The sequence below is a fragment of the Nonomuraea insulae genome, from assembly GCF_042656245.1.
On the sequence record NZ_JBHSPA010000080.1, the window covers coordinates 28290 to 43997 of the forward strand.

At 70.8% G+C, this 15708-nt stretch carries 14 protein-coding genes and 1 riboswitch; of the genes, 4 read left to right on the plus strand and 10 right to left on the minus strand.

What is annotated here, in order from left to right; translation table 11 throughout:
• Window positions 1–5 precede the first annotated feature (5 nt).
• Window positions 6–371, minus strand: coding sequence for a MerR family transcriptional regulator (locus tag ACFPZ3_RS52230; protein WP_379521918.1), 366 nt, complete (start codon window positions 369–371; stop codon window positions 6–8).
• A 211-nt stretch (window positions 372–582) separates the two neighbouring features.
• Complete coding sequence (locus ACFPZ3_RS52235; protein ID WP_379521919.1) at window positions 583–1188, minus strand: TetR/AcrR family transcriptional regulator; 606 nt, start codon at window positions 1186–1188, stop codon at window positions 583–585.
• 94 nt (window positions 1189–1282) lie between these two features.
• Here ACFPZ3_RS52235 and ACFPZ3_RS52240 point away from each other — a divergent pair, with 94 nt between their 5' ends.
• Genes ACFPZ3_RS52240 through ACFPZ3_RS52250 form a run of 3 tightly spaced genes read left to right on the plus strand, consistent with a single transcriptional unit; the run spans window position 1283 to window position 3848 of the window.
• Window positions 1283–2476, plus strand: a complete 1194-nt coding sequence (locus ACFPZ3_RS52240; RefSeq protein ID WP_379521920.1) for a cytochrome P450 — start codon at window positions 1283–1285, stop codon at window positions 2474–2476.
• Window positions 2477–2490: 14 nt separating this feature from the next.
• The gene (locus tag ACFPZ3_RS52245) at window positions 2491–2685 is read left to right on the plus strand and encodes a ferredoxin (protein WP_379521921.1); all 195 of its coding nucleotides are present in this window, start codon (window positions 2491–2493) and stop codon (window positions 2683–2685) included.
• The gene (locus ACFPZ3_RS52250; protein ID WP_379521922.1) at window positions 2682–3848 is read left to right on the plus strand and encodes an NAD(P)/FAD-dependent oxidoreductase; all 1167 of its coding nucleotides are present in this window, start codon (window positions 2682–2684) and stop codon (window positions 3846–3848) included. Before ACFPZ3_RS52245 ends, ACFPZ3_RS52250 begins: the two co-directional genes overlap by 4 nt.
• A 93-nt stretch (window positions 3849–3941) precedes the next feature.
• Here ACFPZ3_RS52250 and ACFPZ3_RS52255 read toward each other — a convergent pair whose 3' ends face one another.
• The 7 genes from ACFPZ3_RS52255 to ACFPZ3_RS52285 form a co-directional block, all read right to left on the minus strand.
• The gene (locus ACFPZ3_RS52255) at window positions 3942–5795 is read right to left on the minus strand and encodes an ABC transporter ATP-binding protein (protein ID WP_379521923.1); all 1854 of its coding nucleotides are present in this window, start codon (window positions 5793–5795) and stop codon (window positions 3942–3944) included.
• A 250-nt stretch (window positions 5796–6045) separates the two neighbouring features.
• The gene (locus tag ACFPZ3_RS52260) at window positions 6046–7143 is read right to left on the minus strand and encodes a glycosyltransferase family 4 protein (protein WP_379521924.1); all 1098 of its coding nucleotides are present in this window, start codon (window positions 7141–7143) and stop codon (window positions 6046–6048) included.
• On the minus strand, window positions 7140–8483 hold the full coding sequence (locus tag ACFPZ3_RS52265; protein WP_379521925.1) for a M48 family metallopeptidase: 1344 nt from the start codon (window positions 8481–8483) through the stop codon (window positions 7140–7142). Before ACFPZ3_RS52265 ends, ACFPZ3_RS52260 begins: the two co-directional genes overlap by 4 nt.
• 37 nt (window positions 8484–8520) lie before the next feature.
• Window positions 8521–9330, minus strand: a complete 810-nt coding sequence (locus ACFPZ3_RS52270; RefSeq protein ID WP_379521926.1) for a gluzincin family metallopeptidase — start codon at window positions 9328–9330, stop codon at window positions 8521–8523.
• 376 nt (window positions 9331–9706) lie between these two features.
• The gene (locus ACFPZ3_RS52275; protein ID WP_379521927.1) at window positions 9707–10234 is read right to left on the minus strand and encodes a C40 family peptidase; all 528 of its coding nucleotides are present in this window, start codon (window positions 10232–10234) and stop codon (window positions 9707–9709) included.
• Window positions 10235–10307: 73 nt separating this feature from the next.
• Window positions 10308–10473, minus strand: a riboswitch (cyclic di-AMP (ydaO/yuaA leader).
• Between the two features lie 917 nt (window positions 10474–11390).
• A complete protein-coding gene (locus ACFPZ3_RS52280; RefSeq protein ID WP_379521928.1) occupies window positions 11391–12365 on the minus strand; it encodes a C40 family peptidase in 975 nt (324 codons plus the stop codon).
• Between the two features lie 85 nt (window positions 12366–12450).
• Window positions 12451–13773, minus strand: a complete 1323-nt coding sequence (locus ACFPZ3_RS52285) for an NYN domain-containing protein (RefSeq protein WP_379521929.1) — start codon at window positions 13771–13773, stop codon at window positions 12451–12453.
• A gap of 144 nt (window positions 13774–13917) precedes the next feature.
• On the opposite strand from ACFPZ3_RS52285, the gene ACFPZ3_RS52290 reads away from it, so the two are divergent.
• Window positions 13918–14994: a phosphotransferase family protein gene (locus tag ACFPZ3_RS52290; RefSeq protein WP_379521930.1), complete on the plus strand. Its 1077-nt coding sequence runs from the start codon at window positions 13918–13920 to the stop codon at window positions 14992–14994.
• On the opposite strand, the gene ACFPZ3_RS52295 is transcribed toward ACFPZ3_RS52290, so the two are convergent.
• Entirely contained in the window at window positions 14976–15638 is a 663-nt protein-coding gene (locus tag ACFPZ3_RS52295; RefSeq protein ID WP_379521931.1) for a response regulator, read from the minus strand. The two genes, ACFPZ3_RS52290 and ACFPZ3_RS52295, sit on opposite strands and share 19 nt — an antisense overlap.
• Window positions 15639–15708: the final 70 nt, after the last annotated feature.

Consider the following 15708-nt stretch of genomic DNA (forward strand, 5'->3'; position numbering starts at 1 on the left):
TTGGGTCAGACCGCCGCGGGAGCGCCTGACCGCTCGGTGGCCGTGACGATGCCGGCCAGGATCTCGCGCGTGGCCTGGAGCCCGGCCAGCTGCTCCTCCAGGCCCGTGAGCCGCTGCCGCAGGTGGCCGAGGGTGCAGGCGTCGAGGATGTCGCCCGATCCCGACACGCAGGGAAGCACGTCCCTGATGACCCTCGTCGGCAGGCCGGCGGCAAGGAGCGTGCGGATGCGGCGTACGACGACCGGGGCCTCCCGGTCGTAGTGGCGGTGGCCGCCGTCGGCGCGGTAGGAGGTCAGCAACTCCTGCTCCTCGTAGTAGCGCAGCAGCCTCGGGCCGACTCCCGTCTCGCGGGACAGCTCCCCGATCCTCATGTGACACTCCTCACAACCTGGTCACTTGAATCTCACATCTACGTCACCTCCCAGCGTGCCGGCCATGAGAGAAATTCCACGCGAGATCGTTTCCCTTGGCGGCGGCTGACAGACCACCAGTACGACCGGCCGTCCCGCACGACCCGACGGGCCCGATGATCGGCGCGCCCGCCCTGACCCGCTGCGGCCGGCGGGCCGGGCCTGGTCCTCCTCACGCCCACCATCGCGTGATCGGCGCGCCGGACAGCGGGGTCGGGGAGTCCGCTCGCAGCCCGTCGAACATCACGTCCGAGAAACGATCCGGCAACCCGGCCCCCAGCTCGGCCGGCAGCCCCGCCAGCGGCCGGGTCAGCAGGTTGAGCATCAGCAGCACGTCGCCAGGGGCCACGTCCCCGCGCATGTCGCCCGCCTCCTGCGCCGCCACCACCATCCTCGACAGCAGCTCGAACCAGGCCACCCCGGCCTGGAACAGCTCCTCGTCGTCGGGCACCGCGTCGATCAGGTGCGGTCGCACCGCCGCCACCACCCTGTTCAGCTCGCTGCCCTCGTGGACGAAGCGGCGCAGCGCGCTCCACGCGTCCCGCTCCTCCTGCCAGGCGATCTCCCCCAGCGCCGTCACCTGCTGGATGGCGTCGATGGCCAGCCCTCTGAGCAGCGCGTCGCGGTCGGGGAAGCGCCGGTAGAGGGTGCCCACCCCCACCCCGGCGGCGCGGGCGATCTCGTCCATCGGCACCGTGAAGCCCTCCGCCAGGTAGATCTTCCTGGCGGCCGCGAGGATCTGGTCGCGGTTGCGCCGCGCGTCGGCCCTCATGCTCATGCACCCCTCTCCGTCGTCGACCAGCATAACTGGACGAATTCCTCCGTATCGGCGTACAGTCGAAGCGGAAGAAATCATCCACTTAGGAGGATTCATGGCCGACGACACGTTCCCGTGGCGCAGGACCTGCCCTTTCGCCCCGCCGGAGCAGTACAAGGACCTCCCGCCCGTCTCCCGGCACGAGCTGGCCTCCGGGCGGCCCGCCTGGCTGGTCGCCGGATATGAGGAGGTCAGGCAGGTGCTCAGCGACCCGCACATCAGCTCCGACCGCACCCGCCCCGACTTCCCCGTCGTGTTCCCGGCGGCGCAGCGGGCGCTCGGCAAGGCCCGGGTCAAACCGTCGTACGGCGGGATGGACCGGCCCGAGCACACCATGCACCGGCAGTTCGTGGCCGGGGAGTTCACGGTCAGGCGGGTGGAGACGATGCGCCCGCGCGTGCGGGCCATCGTGACCGAGCACGTCGAGGCCATGCTGGCCGGGCCGAAGCCGGCGGACCTGGTGGAGGCGCTGGCGCTGCCGGTTCCCTCGCTGGTGATCTGCGAGCTGCTCGGCGTGCCGTACGAGGACAGGGACGACTTCCAGCGGCGTACCCGGCTGATCCTCTCCCGTGGCAGCGACCCGCGGGAGAGCACGGAGGCGTTCGTGGGGCTGATGACGTACCTGGACGGGCTCGTCACCGCGAAGAGGGAGCGGCCGGACGGCGAGGACCTGCTCGGCCGGCTGATCGCCAAGTACGTCGAGGCGGGCGTCTACGACCGCGAGCAGATGGTGAGCCTGGCGTCCGGGCTGCTGATCGCGGGCCACGAGACCACGGCGAACATGATCGCCCTGGGCACGGTCGCGCTGCTCGAACACCCTGACCAGCTCGCCGAGCTCCGCCGGGACCCGGCCCTGACCAGGAACGCGGTGGATGAGCTGCTGCGTTACTTCAGCGTCGCCGACCTGGTCACCGCCCGGGTGGCCACCGGCGACATCGAGGTCGGCGGCGTGCGCATCAGGGCGGGTGAGAGCGTGCTCAGCCTCGGTGCGGCGGCCGACCGCGACCCGGCCGCCTTCGACCGGCCGGACGAGCTGGACGTGCGCCGCGACGCCGCCCACCACGTCGCCTTCGGCTACGGCATCCATCAGTGCCTGGGGCAGAACCTGGCCCGGATGGAGCTGGAGATCGTCTTCGACACGCTCTTCGGCCGGGTGCCGGACCTGCGGCTGGCGTCCGCTCTTGAGGAGCTGCCGTTCAAGACCGACGGGATCATGTTCGGGCTGCACGCGCTGCCCGTGACCTGGTGAGGAGGGGTTCGGAGATGAGGATCGAGGTCGACGTGGAGGCCTGCGTGAGCGGCGGGCAGTGTGTGCTGGCCGCGCCGGAGGTCTTCGACCAGCGCGAGGAGGACGGTGTCGTGGTGGTGCTGGACGCCACACCGCCGGACGGGCTCGCGGAGGCGGTCCGCGAGGCGGCCGTCAGATGCCCGGCCAGGGCCATCCGGGTGCGCCCGTGAGCGGGGCAGGGCGCCGGGTCGTGATCGTCGGGGCGTCCGTCGCCGGGCTGACCGTGGCGGAGACGCTGCGCGAGGGCGGGTTCGACGGGCGTCTGACGCTCGTCGGGGATGAGGCCCACCCGCCCTATGACCGTCCGCCGCTGTCGAAGCAGGTGTTGTCGGGGGCGTGGGAGCCGGACCGGGTGCTGCTGCGGCCGTCCGCCGGCGAGCTGGGTGCCGAATTGCTCACCGGCCGGGCCGCCACCTCGCTGGATCTGGAGCGGCGGGTGGTCGGGATCGGCGATGGCGAGCAGGTGCCGTACGACACGGTGGTGATCGCCACCGGGGTGCGGGCGCGGCGGCCCCGGTACATGGAAGGGGTGGCGGGCGTGCAGGTGTTGCGGACGCTCGGCGACGCGGTGCGGCTGCGGGCCGCGCTGCTCGGGCGGCCCCGGCTGGTGGTGATCGGCGGCGGCTTCCTGGGCACCGAGGTGGCGGGCGTGGCCCGCGGGATGGGCGCGGAGGTGACGGTCGTGGAGCCGGGTCCGGTGCCGCTGGCCGGGCCGCTGGGGATGGCGGTGGGTGCGCGGGTCGCCGCCCTGCACCGCGAGCACGGTGTACGGCTGCGCACCGGCGTCACGGCAGGCGGCCTGACGTCGTCGGGCGGGCGGGTGACCGGGGTGGAGCTGGACGACGGGAGCGTGGCCGGGGCCGAGGTGGTGCTGGTCGCGATCGGGTCCGTCCCGGCCACCGGCTGGCTGGCCGGGTCGGGGGTGCCGGTGGGCGACGGCGTGTTGTGCGACGGTTTCGGGCGGGCCGCGCCCGGGGTGTACGCGGCCGGGGACGTGGCGCGGTGGGACAGTGACCGGTGGGACGGTGACCGGTGGGACGGGGCCCGCTTCGAGCACCGTACGAACGCCACTGACCAGGGCAGGGCCGTGGCCAGGACGATCCTGGGCGATCCCCGGCCCCTGTCCGTCACGCCGTACTTCTGGAGCGACCAGTACGACGTCAAGCTCCAGGTCTACGGCACACCCGACGGCGCCGACGCCGAACTGACCGAAGGCGGGAACGGCGGCCGGTTCACGGCCCGTTACCTGCGCGGCGGCCGGGTGACGGCCGTGCTCGGCTGGAACAGCCCCCGCGAGGTCCTGCGCCGGCGTGAACTGCTCCTCACCGGCTGAGACTCCTCACGCCTGCGGGCGGGAGCTGCTCCTTTACTGGCTGAGGCGCCCCACGCCTGCGGGCGTAAGCTGCTCCTTACTGGCTGAGGCGCCTCACGGATGGGCCTGCGGGCCGCGGGCGGTCCCTGGGCTGAGGGGCGGCGCGCCGTCCTGGTAGCCGCTGGCCTGGACGCGGAACATGCGCGCGTACAGCCCGTCGGCCGCCATCAGCTCCTCATGGCCGCCCAGCTCCACGATCGTCCCATCCTCCAGCACCGCGATCACATCCGCCTCCCGCACCGCGCTGAGCCGGTGGGAGATCAGCAGGCTGGTCCGGTCGGTGCGGTAGCGGCGCATGCGCAGATGCACGTCGTGCTCGGCCTCAGGGTCCAGGCCCGAGCTGGGCTCGTCGAGGATCATGAAGTCGGCGTGTTCCCGGAGGAACGCCCTGGCCAGCGCCACCCGCTGCCACTGCCCGCCCGACAGCACCACCCCGGTCGACGGCCGCTTGGACGACTTGAGCGACAGGAAGAACATCCTGGTCAGGGCCGTGTCGTAGCCGTCGGGCAGCTCGGCGATGGTCTCGTCCACGCCGGCGTGGGCCGCGGCGGCGCGGATGCGGTCGAGGTCGTCCATCGCGGTCAGGTCGCCGACGGCGATGTTGTCGCGGGCGCTCATGTCGTAGGTCATGTGGTCCTGGAACACCACGCCGAGCCGGGTGCGCAACTCGGCCGGGTCCAGGTCGCGCAGGTCCACGCCGTCCCAGTGGATCGACCCGCGCACGGGGTCGTAGAAGCGGCACAGCAGCTTCGCCAGGGTGCTCTTGCCGGCGCCGTTGAGCCCGACGACGGCGATGGCCTGCCCGTACGGGAGGGTGAGCGTGATCCCGCGCAGCACCCAGGGCAGGTCGTCGGCGTAGCGGAACCACACGTCGCGCAGTTCGATGCCGGTGCCCAGCGGCCCGGCCGGGACGGGCGAGGCGGCCACGGGCAGGTCGGGCTCGGCGTGCACGACGTCGGCGTAGTGGCCGAACATCAGCAGCCACTGGTGGGTGCCCGCCAGGCCGTGGACCAGCGACGACATCCCACCCTGCAGCCCCGCCACGGCGGCGATGAACATCGACACGTCGCCGATCGTGATCGCGCCCGACCGGGCCGCGAGCACCGCCCACGCCAGCCCGCCGCCGGCGATGAGGGCGCCGAGCAGTTCGAGGCCGATCTGGATGGACAGTTCGCCGCGCTCCATGGTCCGCTCCGCGACGTTGGCGCTCTCGCGCTCGGCGAGCATGCGGCGGCGCAGGAACGCCCCCAGGCCGAACAGCCGGATCTCCTTGGCCGCCTCGACGCTGGTGAGCAGGTGGGAGTAGGAGAACTCGCGGCGCTGCGAGGGGGCGATGTCCAGCATCAGCTTGGCCCGCCGCCTGGCCAGCGCCACCTGCGCGACCAGCGCCGGGATGCCCGCGACCAGCACGACTCCGGCCATCACCGGGGAGATCACGACGACCGAGGTGATGAAGCCGCCGAGCGTCAGGACGGCCCTGCCCAGCTCGAAGGCGGTGCTGATGAGGGTTCTGGCCAGCTGGCCGCCCTGCGATGCGAGCCGTAGGCGGTCGAGGAAGGCCGGGGCCTCGAAGGGGGCGAGGCCGACGAAGCGCTCCATCGCGAGGTAGAGCCGGTCGAGGGCGTACAGGGAGACCTGCCTGCCCATCTGGGCCCCGACGTACGTGCCGACCTGCGGCAGCACGGCCATCGCGACGCCGACGGCCACCATGAGGACGAGCAGGACCGTCAGCTCGCCCACCGGGGCCCCGCGGACCAGGTCGTCGAGGATGAGTTTGGTGAGCCAGGCGACCGCGACGGGCAGTCCGGCCTGGACCAGGGTGACGCATGCGTGGCACACCGCCCGGACCGGGCCGGCGCGCCAGACTAAACCCGCGGCTTCTGCGGCACTGCGCCGCATCGAGCTCATGGCGCCAGGCTATGTCCGCGACGGCAGGCGACGGGAAGACGTGCGATGAGCGTCCGAAACGTCGCGGCTCCGTCCGGGTCGTTCCGAACGGTTACGCTGGAGCGCGCTCCGCCCGCCGGTAGTACTATCGCCGGCCGTAGTGGGCTTCGCCTACCGGTAGCACTATCACCGGCCCTAGTGGGCTTCGCCTGCCGGTAGCACCATCGCCGGCCCTAGCGGGCTTCGTCGCGCGGCTCGTCCGCTCCTCCGGCTAGAGCAGGGCGTGAAAGCGGGCGGCCACCTGCTCCCACGCCCATTCGCGGGCGACCCAGTCGCGGCCGCCCGCGCCCATCTTGCGCGCCTTCTCCGCGTCGGTCAGCAGTTCGACGATGGCCTGCGCCACCTCGCCGGCGTCCTCGCCGTTCACCACCAGCCCGGTCTCGCCGTGCCGCACCGCGTCGGGCGCGCCGCCGGACGCGCCCGCCACCACCGGCAGCCCGGTCGCGGACGCCTCCAGGAACACGATCCCGAGCCCCTCCACGTCCACCCCGTTCAGCCGGGTACGGCACGGCATCGCGAACACGTCGCCCGCCGCGTAGTAGCCGGGCAGGCTCGCCGCCGGCACCGTCCCGGCGAACCTGATCGACTCCCGCCCGCCCGCCAGCCGCTCCAGCGTCTTCCGGTACGGGCCGCCGCCCACCAGCAGCAGCACCGCGTCCGGCACCGAGCGCAGGACCTCGGGCCAGGCCGCGATGAGCTGGTCCTGGCCCTTGCGCGGCACCAGGCGCGACACGCACACGACCACCGGCCTGTCGGACAGGCCCAGGTCGGCCTTGAGATTCCGCGAGGGCGTGCGGGGGTGGAACTGCCCGACGTCCACGCCGGGCGCGAGCCGTACGAGCTTGCCGGCCGGGATGGCGGCGGCCAGCCGCTCGCGCGTGTACTCGCCCAGATACGTCACCACGTCGGCGTTCTCGCCGATCCTGCGCAACACCGCGCGGAAGCCCGGCGCGCTCGCCCACGACGCCTCGTGGCCGTGGGTGAGCATCACCACCCGCCGCGCGCCCGCCCGCCGCAGGCGCGGGGCGAGCAGGCCGAGCGGCGCCGCCGCGCCGAACACGACGGTGTGAGCGCCGTGCTCGGCCACCAGCCCGGCCGCCGTCCGCGCGACGGCTGGAGTGGGCAGCATGAGCCGCGTCGGATGCCGCACGATCCGGTACGGCTGCCGCCGGTCGAACTCCGCGCTGCCCGGCCAGGCGGGGGCGTACACCACCACGCCCGGCGTGCGCAGCGCGAGCCCGTGCACGAACGACTGGATGCCGCCCGGCCTGGGTGGGAAGTCGTTCGTGACGAACAGCACCTTGATCACGGCTCGGGGATGCCGTTCAGCTTGGCCCATGAGCGGGCCATGGCGATGCGCTCAGGGCTGGAAGGATGGGAGGCATAGAGCACATATTCCACCGCATCCGGCGACAAGTCGGAAATATTGGTTACGGCGAGCCGTTTCTGCATCGCGATGAACGTGCCCGGGTCCTTCGTGAGGTCGAGCGCGTGCACGTCGGCCCTGGCCTCGATGTGCCGGCTGATCAGGTTCTGGGCGGGGCCGATGATCAGTGAGCCGACGGTCATCAGGCCCATGATCGCGCCGACCGCCCGCGGATCGGTGATCGAGGTGACGCCCACGCGCCGTCGTAGCGGGTCGAACACGAGGAACAGCAGGATCGCGCCCAGCCCGGCGGCCAGGCCGCCGACGAGCGTGCCGTACAGGACGTCGTCATGCTTGGCGTGGCCCAGCTCATGCGCCACGACCAGCTCGACCTCCCGCGGCGGGGCCCGGAGCAGTGTGTCGTAGACGACGATGCGGCGGGTGGCGCCGAAGCCGGACACATACGCGTTGAGCGCCGTCGTCCGCCGTGAGGCGTCGGCCACCAGCACGTCCTCGACCGGCACCCCGTCGCGCTCGGCCATCTCCAGCAGGTTCGCGCGCAGCGAGCCCCGCGGCATCGAGGTGAAGTCGTTGAACATCGGCTCGAAGACCACGGGATACACGAACGAGGCCACGATCGTCAGCGCGAACGCGCCCAGCGAGGCGGGGATCCACCAGCGCCTGACCTTGCGGGCCAGCGCCACGAGGGCCAGCAGCATCACGCAGAGCAGGAACGCCTCCACGCCCAGGTTCTTCAGCCGGTCCCCCGCCCAGCCGGCCCAGTCCTGGGTGGACAGGCCGTAGTCCCGCATGATCGTCTCGAACCAGACACCCAGAGGCCACCTGACCAGCTCGACGATCGCGGTGATCACCACGACGCCGAGGATCACCCGCAGCCACCGCGGGCCCCTGAGCACCCCCAGCACCTTGGCCCCGAACGGGGTGGCGACCAGGAGCCCGGCGAAGATGATCGTGAGCGCCAGCGAGAGGTAGCTCGGCAGGCTCGTGGCCACGTCGAACGCCTCCGCCCTGGCGATCTGCGTGGCGCTGAAGTCGCGGGCCGGATCCGGCGGGCCGCCCGTCAGCACGTCCCACGGGGTGCTGAAGACGGCCACGGCCAGGATGGCCAGGCCGAGCAGCACCAGCGCGACGGCGGCCTGCCGTCTCGGCCCGCTTCTCCCCACGGGCGCCTCCCCATCGGGCTCCGTCGCACCCCGGCCGGACCGCGCCGCGGTGGCCGTTCCGCCCTCTTGAGGGTCGTCCGCGTCCAGTTGTTCGCTCATCCGCCTCCCCTTCACACGAGCTGATCCCGTACGCACTTCACACGAGCCGATCCCGTACGTACGCGCGCCACCTTTCCGTCAGCGTGGCGACGGAGAGTCCCAGGGAGGCGAGTGCCTTTTCGACGCCGGCCACCTGGGCTTCACGGTAGAGCCTCACCAGGGTCCCCTCACCGAACCGGTCAGCGAGGAAACGACACGCGAGCCACGCCTCCTGGTACGCACGCGCCAGCCGGCCCGGGTCCCGCCCGTCCGCCACGAAAGCCTCAGGGCCGGGCAAAGCGCTGGGCAAGCGTCCGGCCTGTATCTCGGCGGCGAGTTCGGCGGCGGCGCTCGCCAGGGGCAGCCCTGCGTCCCGGTAGCCGACATAGTCGGCGAATCCCTCGTAGAGCCAGACGGGGAGGTGGTCGGTACCGGCCGCGACATGGGTGAGCTCGTGGGTGAGGACGACGTCCTTCCCCGTGGAGGTGAGGGTGGCGAACGTCTCGGGCACGACGATCACGCGCCCGCCGTCGGCCAGCGCCGCCAGACCGTCGAGCCGGTCCGCGCGGGCCAGCCGGGCGGCCTCGCCTGCCGACTCCGGTACGACGATCAGGGCTCGTACGGGCCTGCCCAGCACCTGCGAGACGCGCAGCCCGGCCCTGTCGGCCCTGTCGGCCAGTTCGCCGAGTGAGCCCGCGCCGTGGCCCACGACGACGGAGCGCCGGCCGTGAGAGACGATCGTGGGGCCTCCTGGCCACAGGCCACGCAACTCCGGGGGGAGGGCGGGGATGCCGGGGGCGCTGGCGGGGGCGAAGGCGAGGAGCAGCAGGGCGGTCACCGCCGCGCGTCGGCTCACCTGCTCGGACACGCTGCCTGATGGTAGTCGGCCAATCCCGTGCCCGACATGCGCCAGCCTGCGCCCCACGGGCGAAACCTGCGCCCGACCTGCGCAAGTCTGTACCTGACGGGCGAAGCCCGCGCCCCACGGGCGAAATCTGCGCCCCACGGGCGAAATCTGCGCCCCACGGGCGAAGCCCGCGCCCCACGGGCGAAATCTGCGCCCGACCTGCGCAAGTCTGTACCTGACGGGCGAAGCCCGCGCCCCACGGGCGAAATCTGCGCCCCACGGGCGAAGCCTGCGCCCCACGGGCGAAATCTGCGCCTCACGGGCGGAGCCTGCGCCTCACATGCGAAAGCCCCGTCCGAACTCAGGAAAGTCTCCAGAGAATCCGGACGGGGCTTGTTCACATGCCGGGACGGACCGCGCCGACGAACGACGACCTGCGCCATCCGCCCAGCTTGTCTATGCGCACCCGTTCGCCTGTCCGCGGCGAATGGATCATCTTGCCCTTGCCGACGTACATGCCCACGTGGCCCAACCCGCTGAAGAACATCAGGTCACCTGGCTTCAGTTTGCGCCAGGAGATCTTGTGCCTGATACGGGCGAACTGGCTGCTCGCCACGCGCGGGAGTTTCACCCCGGCCCTCTTCCAGGCGAACTGGACGAGTCCGGAGCAGTCAAACGAACCAGGTCCTGTGCCCCCGTATCGATACGGGTCACCGATCTGATCCTTGGCCACGGCGACGGCCGTGCGGGCCTTCGATTTCTGCCGAGCGGCTTTGGCGGCCTTTCTCTGGGCCGTCGTGACCGACTTCGCCGAGGTCAGGGCGGTGGTAGCCGCCTTCACCGTCGTCGTGCCGGCCGATGCGCTCGTCGTCGCCGCTTGAGCCGTGGGGGCATGGAGGACGAGACCTCCGGCCGTCACGGTCATCGTGAGTGCAACGCCACTCAGGGCAAGGCGGGACAGGCGGGGGTTCTGCAGGGAGTTAGACAGGATTTCTCCTTGTGTCTTCCACGAACGCCTACCGGGTTAGCTGACGGATTCGGGCCTGGAAGTCGCCCTACGGCGCGATTGGCGCGCCGATTCACCCCTGATCCCTGGGGAAACATGGGATCGCTGGGTCCCCGGCTCCGTGCCTCCTGGCTGCACGGATTCGGCAGGTCGCAAGCCCCGATTTGTCTGCGATATGGGGATATCGGGAGCGACCGGCGGATATTTATCTGTCTCGCATCGGGAGGGACCGATGCCGGTTCGCAGCGACATGGCTTGTTCACCGCGACGACGCCAGAAGCTACGCCGAACGGTCAAGGATCGGCAAAGGGTGAACCCGGTTGTAAAGATCAGATAGTGGTGTCGGTCAAATGCCGAACCCCTGCTGGAGCACCAGGTTCCGTTATTGAAATGTGACCCTGCTCACACTTGGACACAGCGGCTGTTGTCAGGTCCCAATCATCACTCGCGCCCCAAACGTCACATCTGAAACGCGACCACCCGCGCCGGGGAGCGCTCTCGCGATCACATCGCGATGGCCTACGAGGTGACGTAGTAGTCACGAAGATGGTCGATTCCGGAGCTTCACGGAAGGGCTTTGACCTGCGCAAAAGCGCTTACACCCGACCAACCGGCATGACCGAAACCTTTGGTGACAAACAACACAGCCGTCCGGCAGCCGAAATCCCCGCCGGCAGAGACCGAAACGGCGGGCATGGCGGCGAACGCTTGAACCACGGAAGTCGGGCAACTCGGGCTCGCGTAACGGCGGCTCGCCACTGAATGGTCAGAGGGCGTTTCCTGGAGGGCCATCAGGCGGAGTGCGGCGGGTGGTTGGCCGTGGCAGCGCGTAAAGGATGGGGCTAAGACGTTTCCTGGAGGGCCGTCAGCGGAGTGCGGCGGGTGGCCGACCAGTCACGGCGTAAAGGATGGCGCCAAACGCGGGTCAGGGCGTTTCCTGGAGGGCCGTCAGGCGAAGTGCGGCGGGTTACCGGCCATGGCAGCGCGTAAAGGTGCGCGGGTCAGTCCTGGACGGCGGTCAGCCGGAGCGGTCGGTGGACAGGCCACCCACCGCAGTCGAACTAAGGGAGAAAAGTCACGGACGGATCGCGCCGACGAGACCGCCCCCGTAGGCGGACAGTTTTACGACCTTGACGACGTCGCCGGTCTGCGGCGCATGGACGATATTCCCATTGCCCGCATAAATGCTGACGTGTCCGAGCCCATTACTGAAAATCAGGTCCCCGGGCTGCAGGGCGTCCATGCTCACCTTGCGGCTGGCCCCCCAGGCCCACTGCGACCACGTCGTACGCGGCAGCGAGACCCCAGCCGCCGCCCAGGCCGCCTGCGTCAGCCCCGAGCAGTCGAAGCCGCCAGGACCCGTCCCGCCGAATATGTACGGCTTGCCCACCTGCGCGTAGGCGAACCGCAGCACCGCGGCCGCGTTCCCCGAGGCCGCGCCGGTGTATTTGAGGCCCACGCTGTTCGGGTTGCCGGCGTTGTAGGCCCCGAGCTTCTTCAGCAGTTTCTTCTGCTGCTCGACCAGCTTGAGGATGTCGGAGCGCTCCTTCTGGACGGAGTCCCGCTCCTTGTCGGCGCCCCGCAGGGCGTCCTGCGCCTTGTCGCGGTCGGCCTTCAGCCCCCGGTTCGCCTGGTTGAAGGCCGCCAGCTTCCGGGCCCGCTCCTGCTGCACCTGGCCGGCCACCGCCAGCCCCGTCAGCATGCCCTGGGGGTTCTGCGAGCCGAGGATGCCGGGCCAGGAGGTCACGTCCTCGCCGAGCTTGTAGCTGTCGACGGCCATGCCGATCACCTGAGCGCGCAGGTCCTCAACGGTCGCCAGCTTGCGCTTGTAGCTGTCGTTCAGCGTGGTGTAGGTGGACTTGGCCTTCTTGTAGCGCTCTGTCGCCGTGTTGTACCGGTCGACGACCTTGTCGGCCTTGTCGTTGAGCTTGTCGAGCTTGGCCTTGGCTTGGCCGAGAGTGGGTTTGGGATCGGCGACCGCCGCTCCCATCGGGATCAGCACCAGCCCGAACATGAGACCCGTGGCCACCGGCACCCGGCCAAACCTCACTGTATCGCCTCCATGGGATTACATCTGGGGCGAAATAGTACAGAAGTGGCGGGTGGGCCATGACCCAAACGCGGCAATTCGTAACCTACGCGCGACCCAACCGGCGCAGCAGCAAAGCCGACGGAACGGGTCTGGCTCCCATGCGCCTGACCGACTCGGCGACCTCGCGGTCCGACGACACCACGGCGATGGCCCGGCCGGGTGGCTCAGCGCGTACGAGCTGGCGGATGAGGTCGTCGGCGATCTCCCCCGGCGCGCTGAACAACACCCGCACCCCGCGCGGCGCCACCACCTGCACGGGGGCGTTGAGCTCGGCGCCGTCGAACACCACGGTCACCTCGACCCTGGTCTGCGCCACGAGCCCGCCGAGCCCGGTCATGAGACGCGTGCGCTGGTCGGCGAGCGTGTGGGTGCCGTAGCCGGTCTTGGTGACGTTGTAGCCGTCGATGATCAGGTGCACCTGGGGCAGCGCCAGGAGCTGGTCGAGCAGTTGCGGGTCGTCGTCGGCCAGGGCCCGCGCGGGCACCCCGCGCACTCCGGGTCGCTCGCCGGTGACCGCCGCGACCGAGTCGGCGGGTCGGCTGATCGTGGTGGGCAGGGCCAGCTCGCGGCGCAGCCCGGCCGAGGCGTCCTGCAGCGCGTCGAGCAGCACCCGGACGCGGGCGTCCTCGATGCTCCTGCCCTCGCGGGCGGCCCGGCGCGAGGCTTCGAGCTGTTTCTCCACGTCGGCCAGCCGCTCGCGCAGCCGCCGCAGCTCGGACTCGCCGGCGCTGCCCGCGACCGTGGCGGCCGTCCTGGCCTCCTCGGCGACGTGCTCCATCTCCTCGGAGCGCCGCGCCGCGGCCTTGGCCCGCTCACGGGCGTCGTGCAGCTTGCGGCGCAGGTCGGAGTTCTCCGCGCGGGCCGACTTGATCTGCTCGCGCAGCCGGTCGGCCTCCTCCTTGGCGGAGCTCTTCTGCGCGGCGAGTTGCTCGCGCAGCCGGGTCACCACCTCTTCGCGCTCGGTGCCCTCGGCCGCCACCGCCGCCTGCTCCAGGTCGGTGCGGGCGGTCTCGATCATCTCCGCCCAGCCCGGGGGCCTGGTGAGGTATGCCGCCGCGGCCACCAGCACGGGGTCGGCCGCCGGGGGCACGTTGCCCTCCGCCAGCGCCGTGACCAGCTCCGGCCAGCCGGCCGCCACGGACTCGGCGACCAGTTCGCGGAACTTCTTGTCGTTCTCGAGCTGCGCCGCTATGGGGGCACTGCCGAGTTTGGCCCGTTTACGGGGGTCGAACTTGGCGATGCCGCGCAGGGGCGGCGGTATGGAGACAGCGGGCATCGTTCCGAGGACCTGAGAGGCCAGATCGACCACGTTGAGCCGCACCTGCTCGGGAAGCGGGCGAGCCAGGCCTTCACCCGCTGAACTCATCCCACTTGTCCCTTCGTGACATGCCCTTTCAGACAAGGGTACGGCTGTTGCGTACCTGACCGTAACGAGCGTCTCTATATGGACAAGCGCTTGCTAGGCGGTATACGACTGTCGAAGGGCACATGTCCAGCCGGGAGGCCCACCGTGACAGAGCCGATGCGCACCTCCACGCGTGACCTGGAAGAACTGCGGGAACGCACCGCCGTCTGGCTCCGGGGCAGGATCGGCGGGAGCGTCACCGTGTCCGAGATGTCCAGACCGTCGGAAAACGGCCTGTCAAGCGAGACCCTGTTCTTCACCGCGACCTGGGAGGCCGGCAGTACGCGCTGCGTAGCCAGGCTCGCACCAGCGGTGGAAGCCGTTCCCGTTTTCCCTGCCTACGATCTCGGGGCGCAGTTCGAGATAATGCGGCTGGCCAGGGAAAAAGCTGGAATCCCAGCGCCGCGGGCCCTGTGGTTCGAGCCGGATCCCGGGCCGCTCGGCTCGCCGTTCTTCGTCATGGAGCGGGCGGACGGGGAGGTGCCGCCGGACGTGCTGCCATACACGTTCGGAGGCTGGCTGCACGATGCCTCCCCCGCCGACCAGCGCCGTTTACAGGACTCGAGCGTGGGGATCCTGGCGGCGCTGCACCAGAGCGCGTTCACGCCGACCGAGTTGTCCCCGTTCGGAACCCCGGGGCTGCGCGCGCACGTCGAGAGACAGCGCGCGTACTACGAGTGGGCGCACGGCAAGCATCGCATTCCGCTGCTGGAGCGGGCGTTCGACTGGCTGGAGGCGCACTGGCCGGACTCTCCCGGGCCCGACGTGCTCTCCTGGGGCGACGCCAGGATCGGCAACATCATGTTCAGGGACTTCACGCCGGTCGCGGTGTTCGACTGGGAGATGGCCGCCGTGGGGCCGCGCGAGCTGGACCTGTCCTGGATGATCTTCCTGCACCGGTTCTTCCAGGACCTCACCACCGGTGCGGGCCTGCCCGGCATGCCCGGCTTCATGCGCCGCGCCGACGTCTGCCGCACCTACCGCGAGCTGACCGGCTACGAGCCACGCGACCTGGACTTCTACGAGATGTACGCAGCCCTGCGCCACGGCGTCATCATGGCCAGGGTCTGGCAGCGCAGGGTGCACTTCGGCGAGCAGCCCATGCCGGACGACCCCGACGACCTGGTGCTGCACCGGGCGACCCTGGAGGAGCTGCTCGCCGGCTACGAACCGGCGTCGTAGACGAGCAGCGCCACCTGGACCCGGTTGTTGAGGCCGAGCTTGGTGAGGATCCGCGAGACGTGCGCCTTGACCGTGGGCACGCTCATGAACAGCTCCCGCCCGATCTCCGCGTTCGACTTGCCCTGCCCCACGGCCATGGCCACCTCCCGCTCCCGCTCGCTGAGCCGGCCGAGCAACTTCTTGGCCCGTTCGGTACGCTCCCCCGCCCCGCCGTCGGACACGTGCGTGATGAGCTGCCGCGTCACCACCGGCGACAAGATCGGCTCCCCGTCGGCCACCTGCCTGATCGCCCGCACCAGGTCGCCGGGCGCGATGTCCTTCAGCAGGAACCCGGCCGCCCCGGCCCGCAACGCCCGCAACACCTGCGCGTCGGCGTGGAAGGTGGTCAGCACCACCACCTCGGGCGGCGCGGCCGTGCGGCGCAACGTCTCGGTGGCGGTCAGCCCGTCGATCCCCGGCATGCGGATGTCCATCAGCACCACGTCCGGCCGGTGCTCGGCCACCAGCGGCGGCACCTCGGCGCCGTCGCCCGCCTGCGCGACGATCTCGATGTCGCCCGCGCCGCCGAGGATCATCGACAGCCCGGCCCGCACCATCGCGTCGTCGTCCACGATCAGCACCTTGATCGGCCCATCCGAGGCCATACGTCGTCCTCCCGAGTCATCTCCACCCGCCAGGGTCATGCGCCTTCCTCCTGAGCCGCCTCCACCGATC

Coding starts and splice junctions, on each gene's coding strand:
- ACFPZ3_RS52255 (WP_379521923.1), bottom strand. CDS start 5,795: ATGAGCTCGATGCGGCGCAGTGCCGCAGAAGCCGCGGGTTTAGTCTGG.
- ACFPZ3_RS52285 (WP_379521929.1), bottom strand. CDS start 13,773: ATGAGTTCAGCGGGTGAAGGCCTGGCTCGCCCGCTTCCCGAGCAGGTG.
- ACFPZ3_RS52245 (WP_379521921.1), top strand. CDS start 2,491: ATGAGGATCGAGGTCGACGTGGAGGCCTGCGTGAGCGGCGGGCAGTGT.
- ACFPZ3_RS52275 (WP_379521927.1), bottom strand. CDS start 10,234: ATGACCGTGACGGCCGGAGGTCTCGTCCTCCATGCCCCCACGGCTCAA.
- ACFPZ3_RS52235 (WP_379521919.1), bottom strand. CDS start 1,188: ATGAGCATGAGGGCCGACGCGCGGCGCAACCGCGACCAGATCCTCGCG.
- ACFPZ3_RS52230 (WP_379521918.1), bottom strand. CDS start 371: ATGAGGATCGGGGAGCTGTCCCGCGAGACGGGAGTCGGCCCGAGGCTG.
- ACFPZ3_RS52295 (WP_379521931.1), bottom strand. CDS start 15,638: ATGGCCTCGGATGGGCCGATCAAGGTGCTGATCGTGGACGACGACGCG.
- ACFPZ3_RS52265 (WP_379521925.1), bottom strand. CDS start 8,483: ATGAGCGAACAACTGGACGCGGACGACCCTCAAGAGGGCGGAACGGCC.
- ACFPZ3_RS52240 (WP_379521920.1), top strand. CDS start 1,283: ATGGCCGACGACACGTTCCCGTGGCGCAGGACCTGCCCTTTCGCCCCG.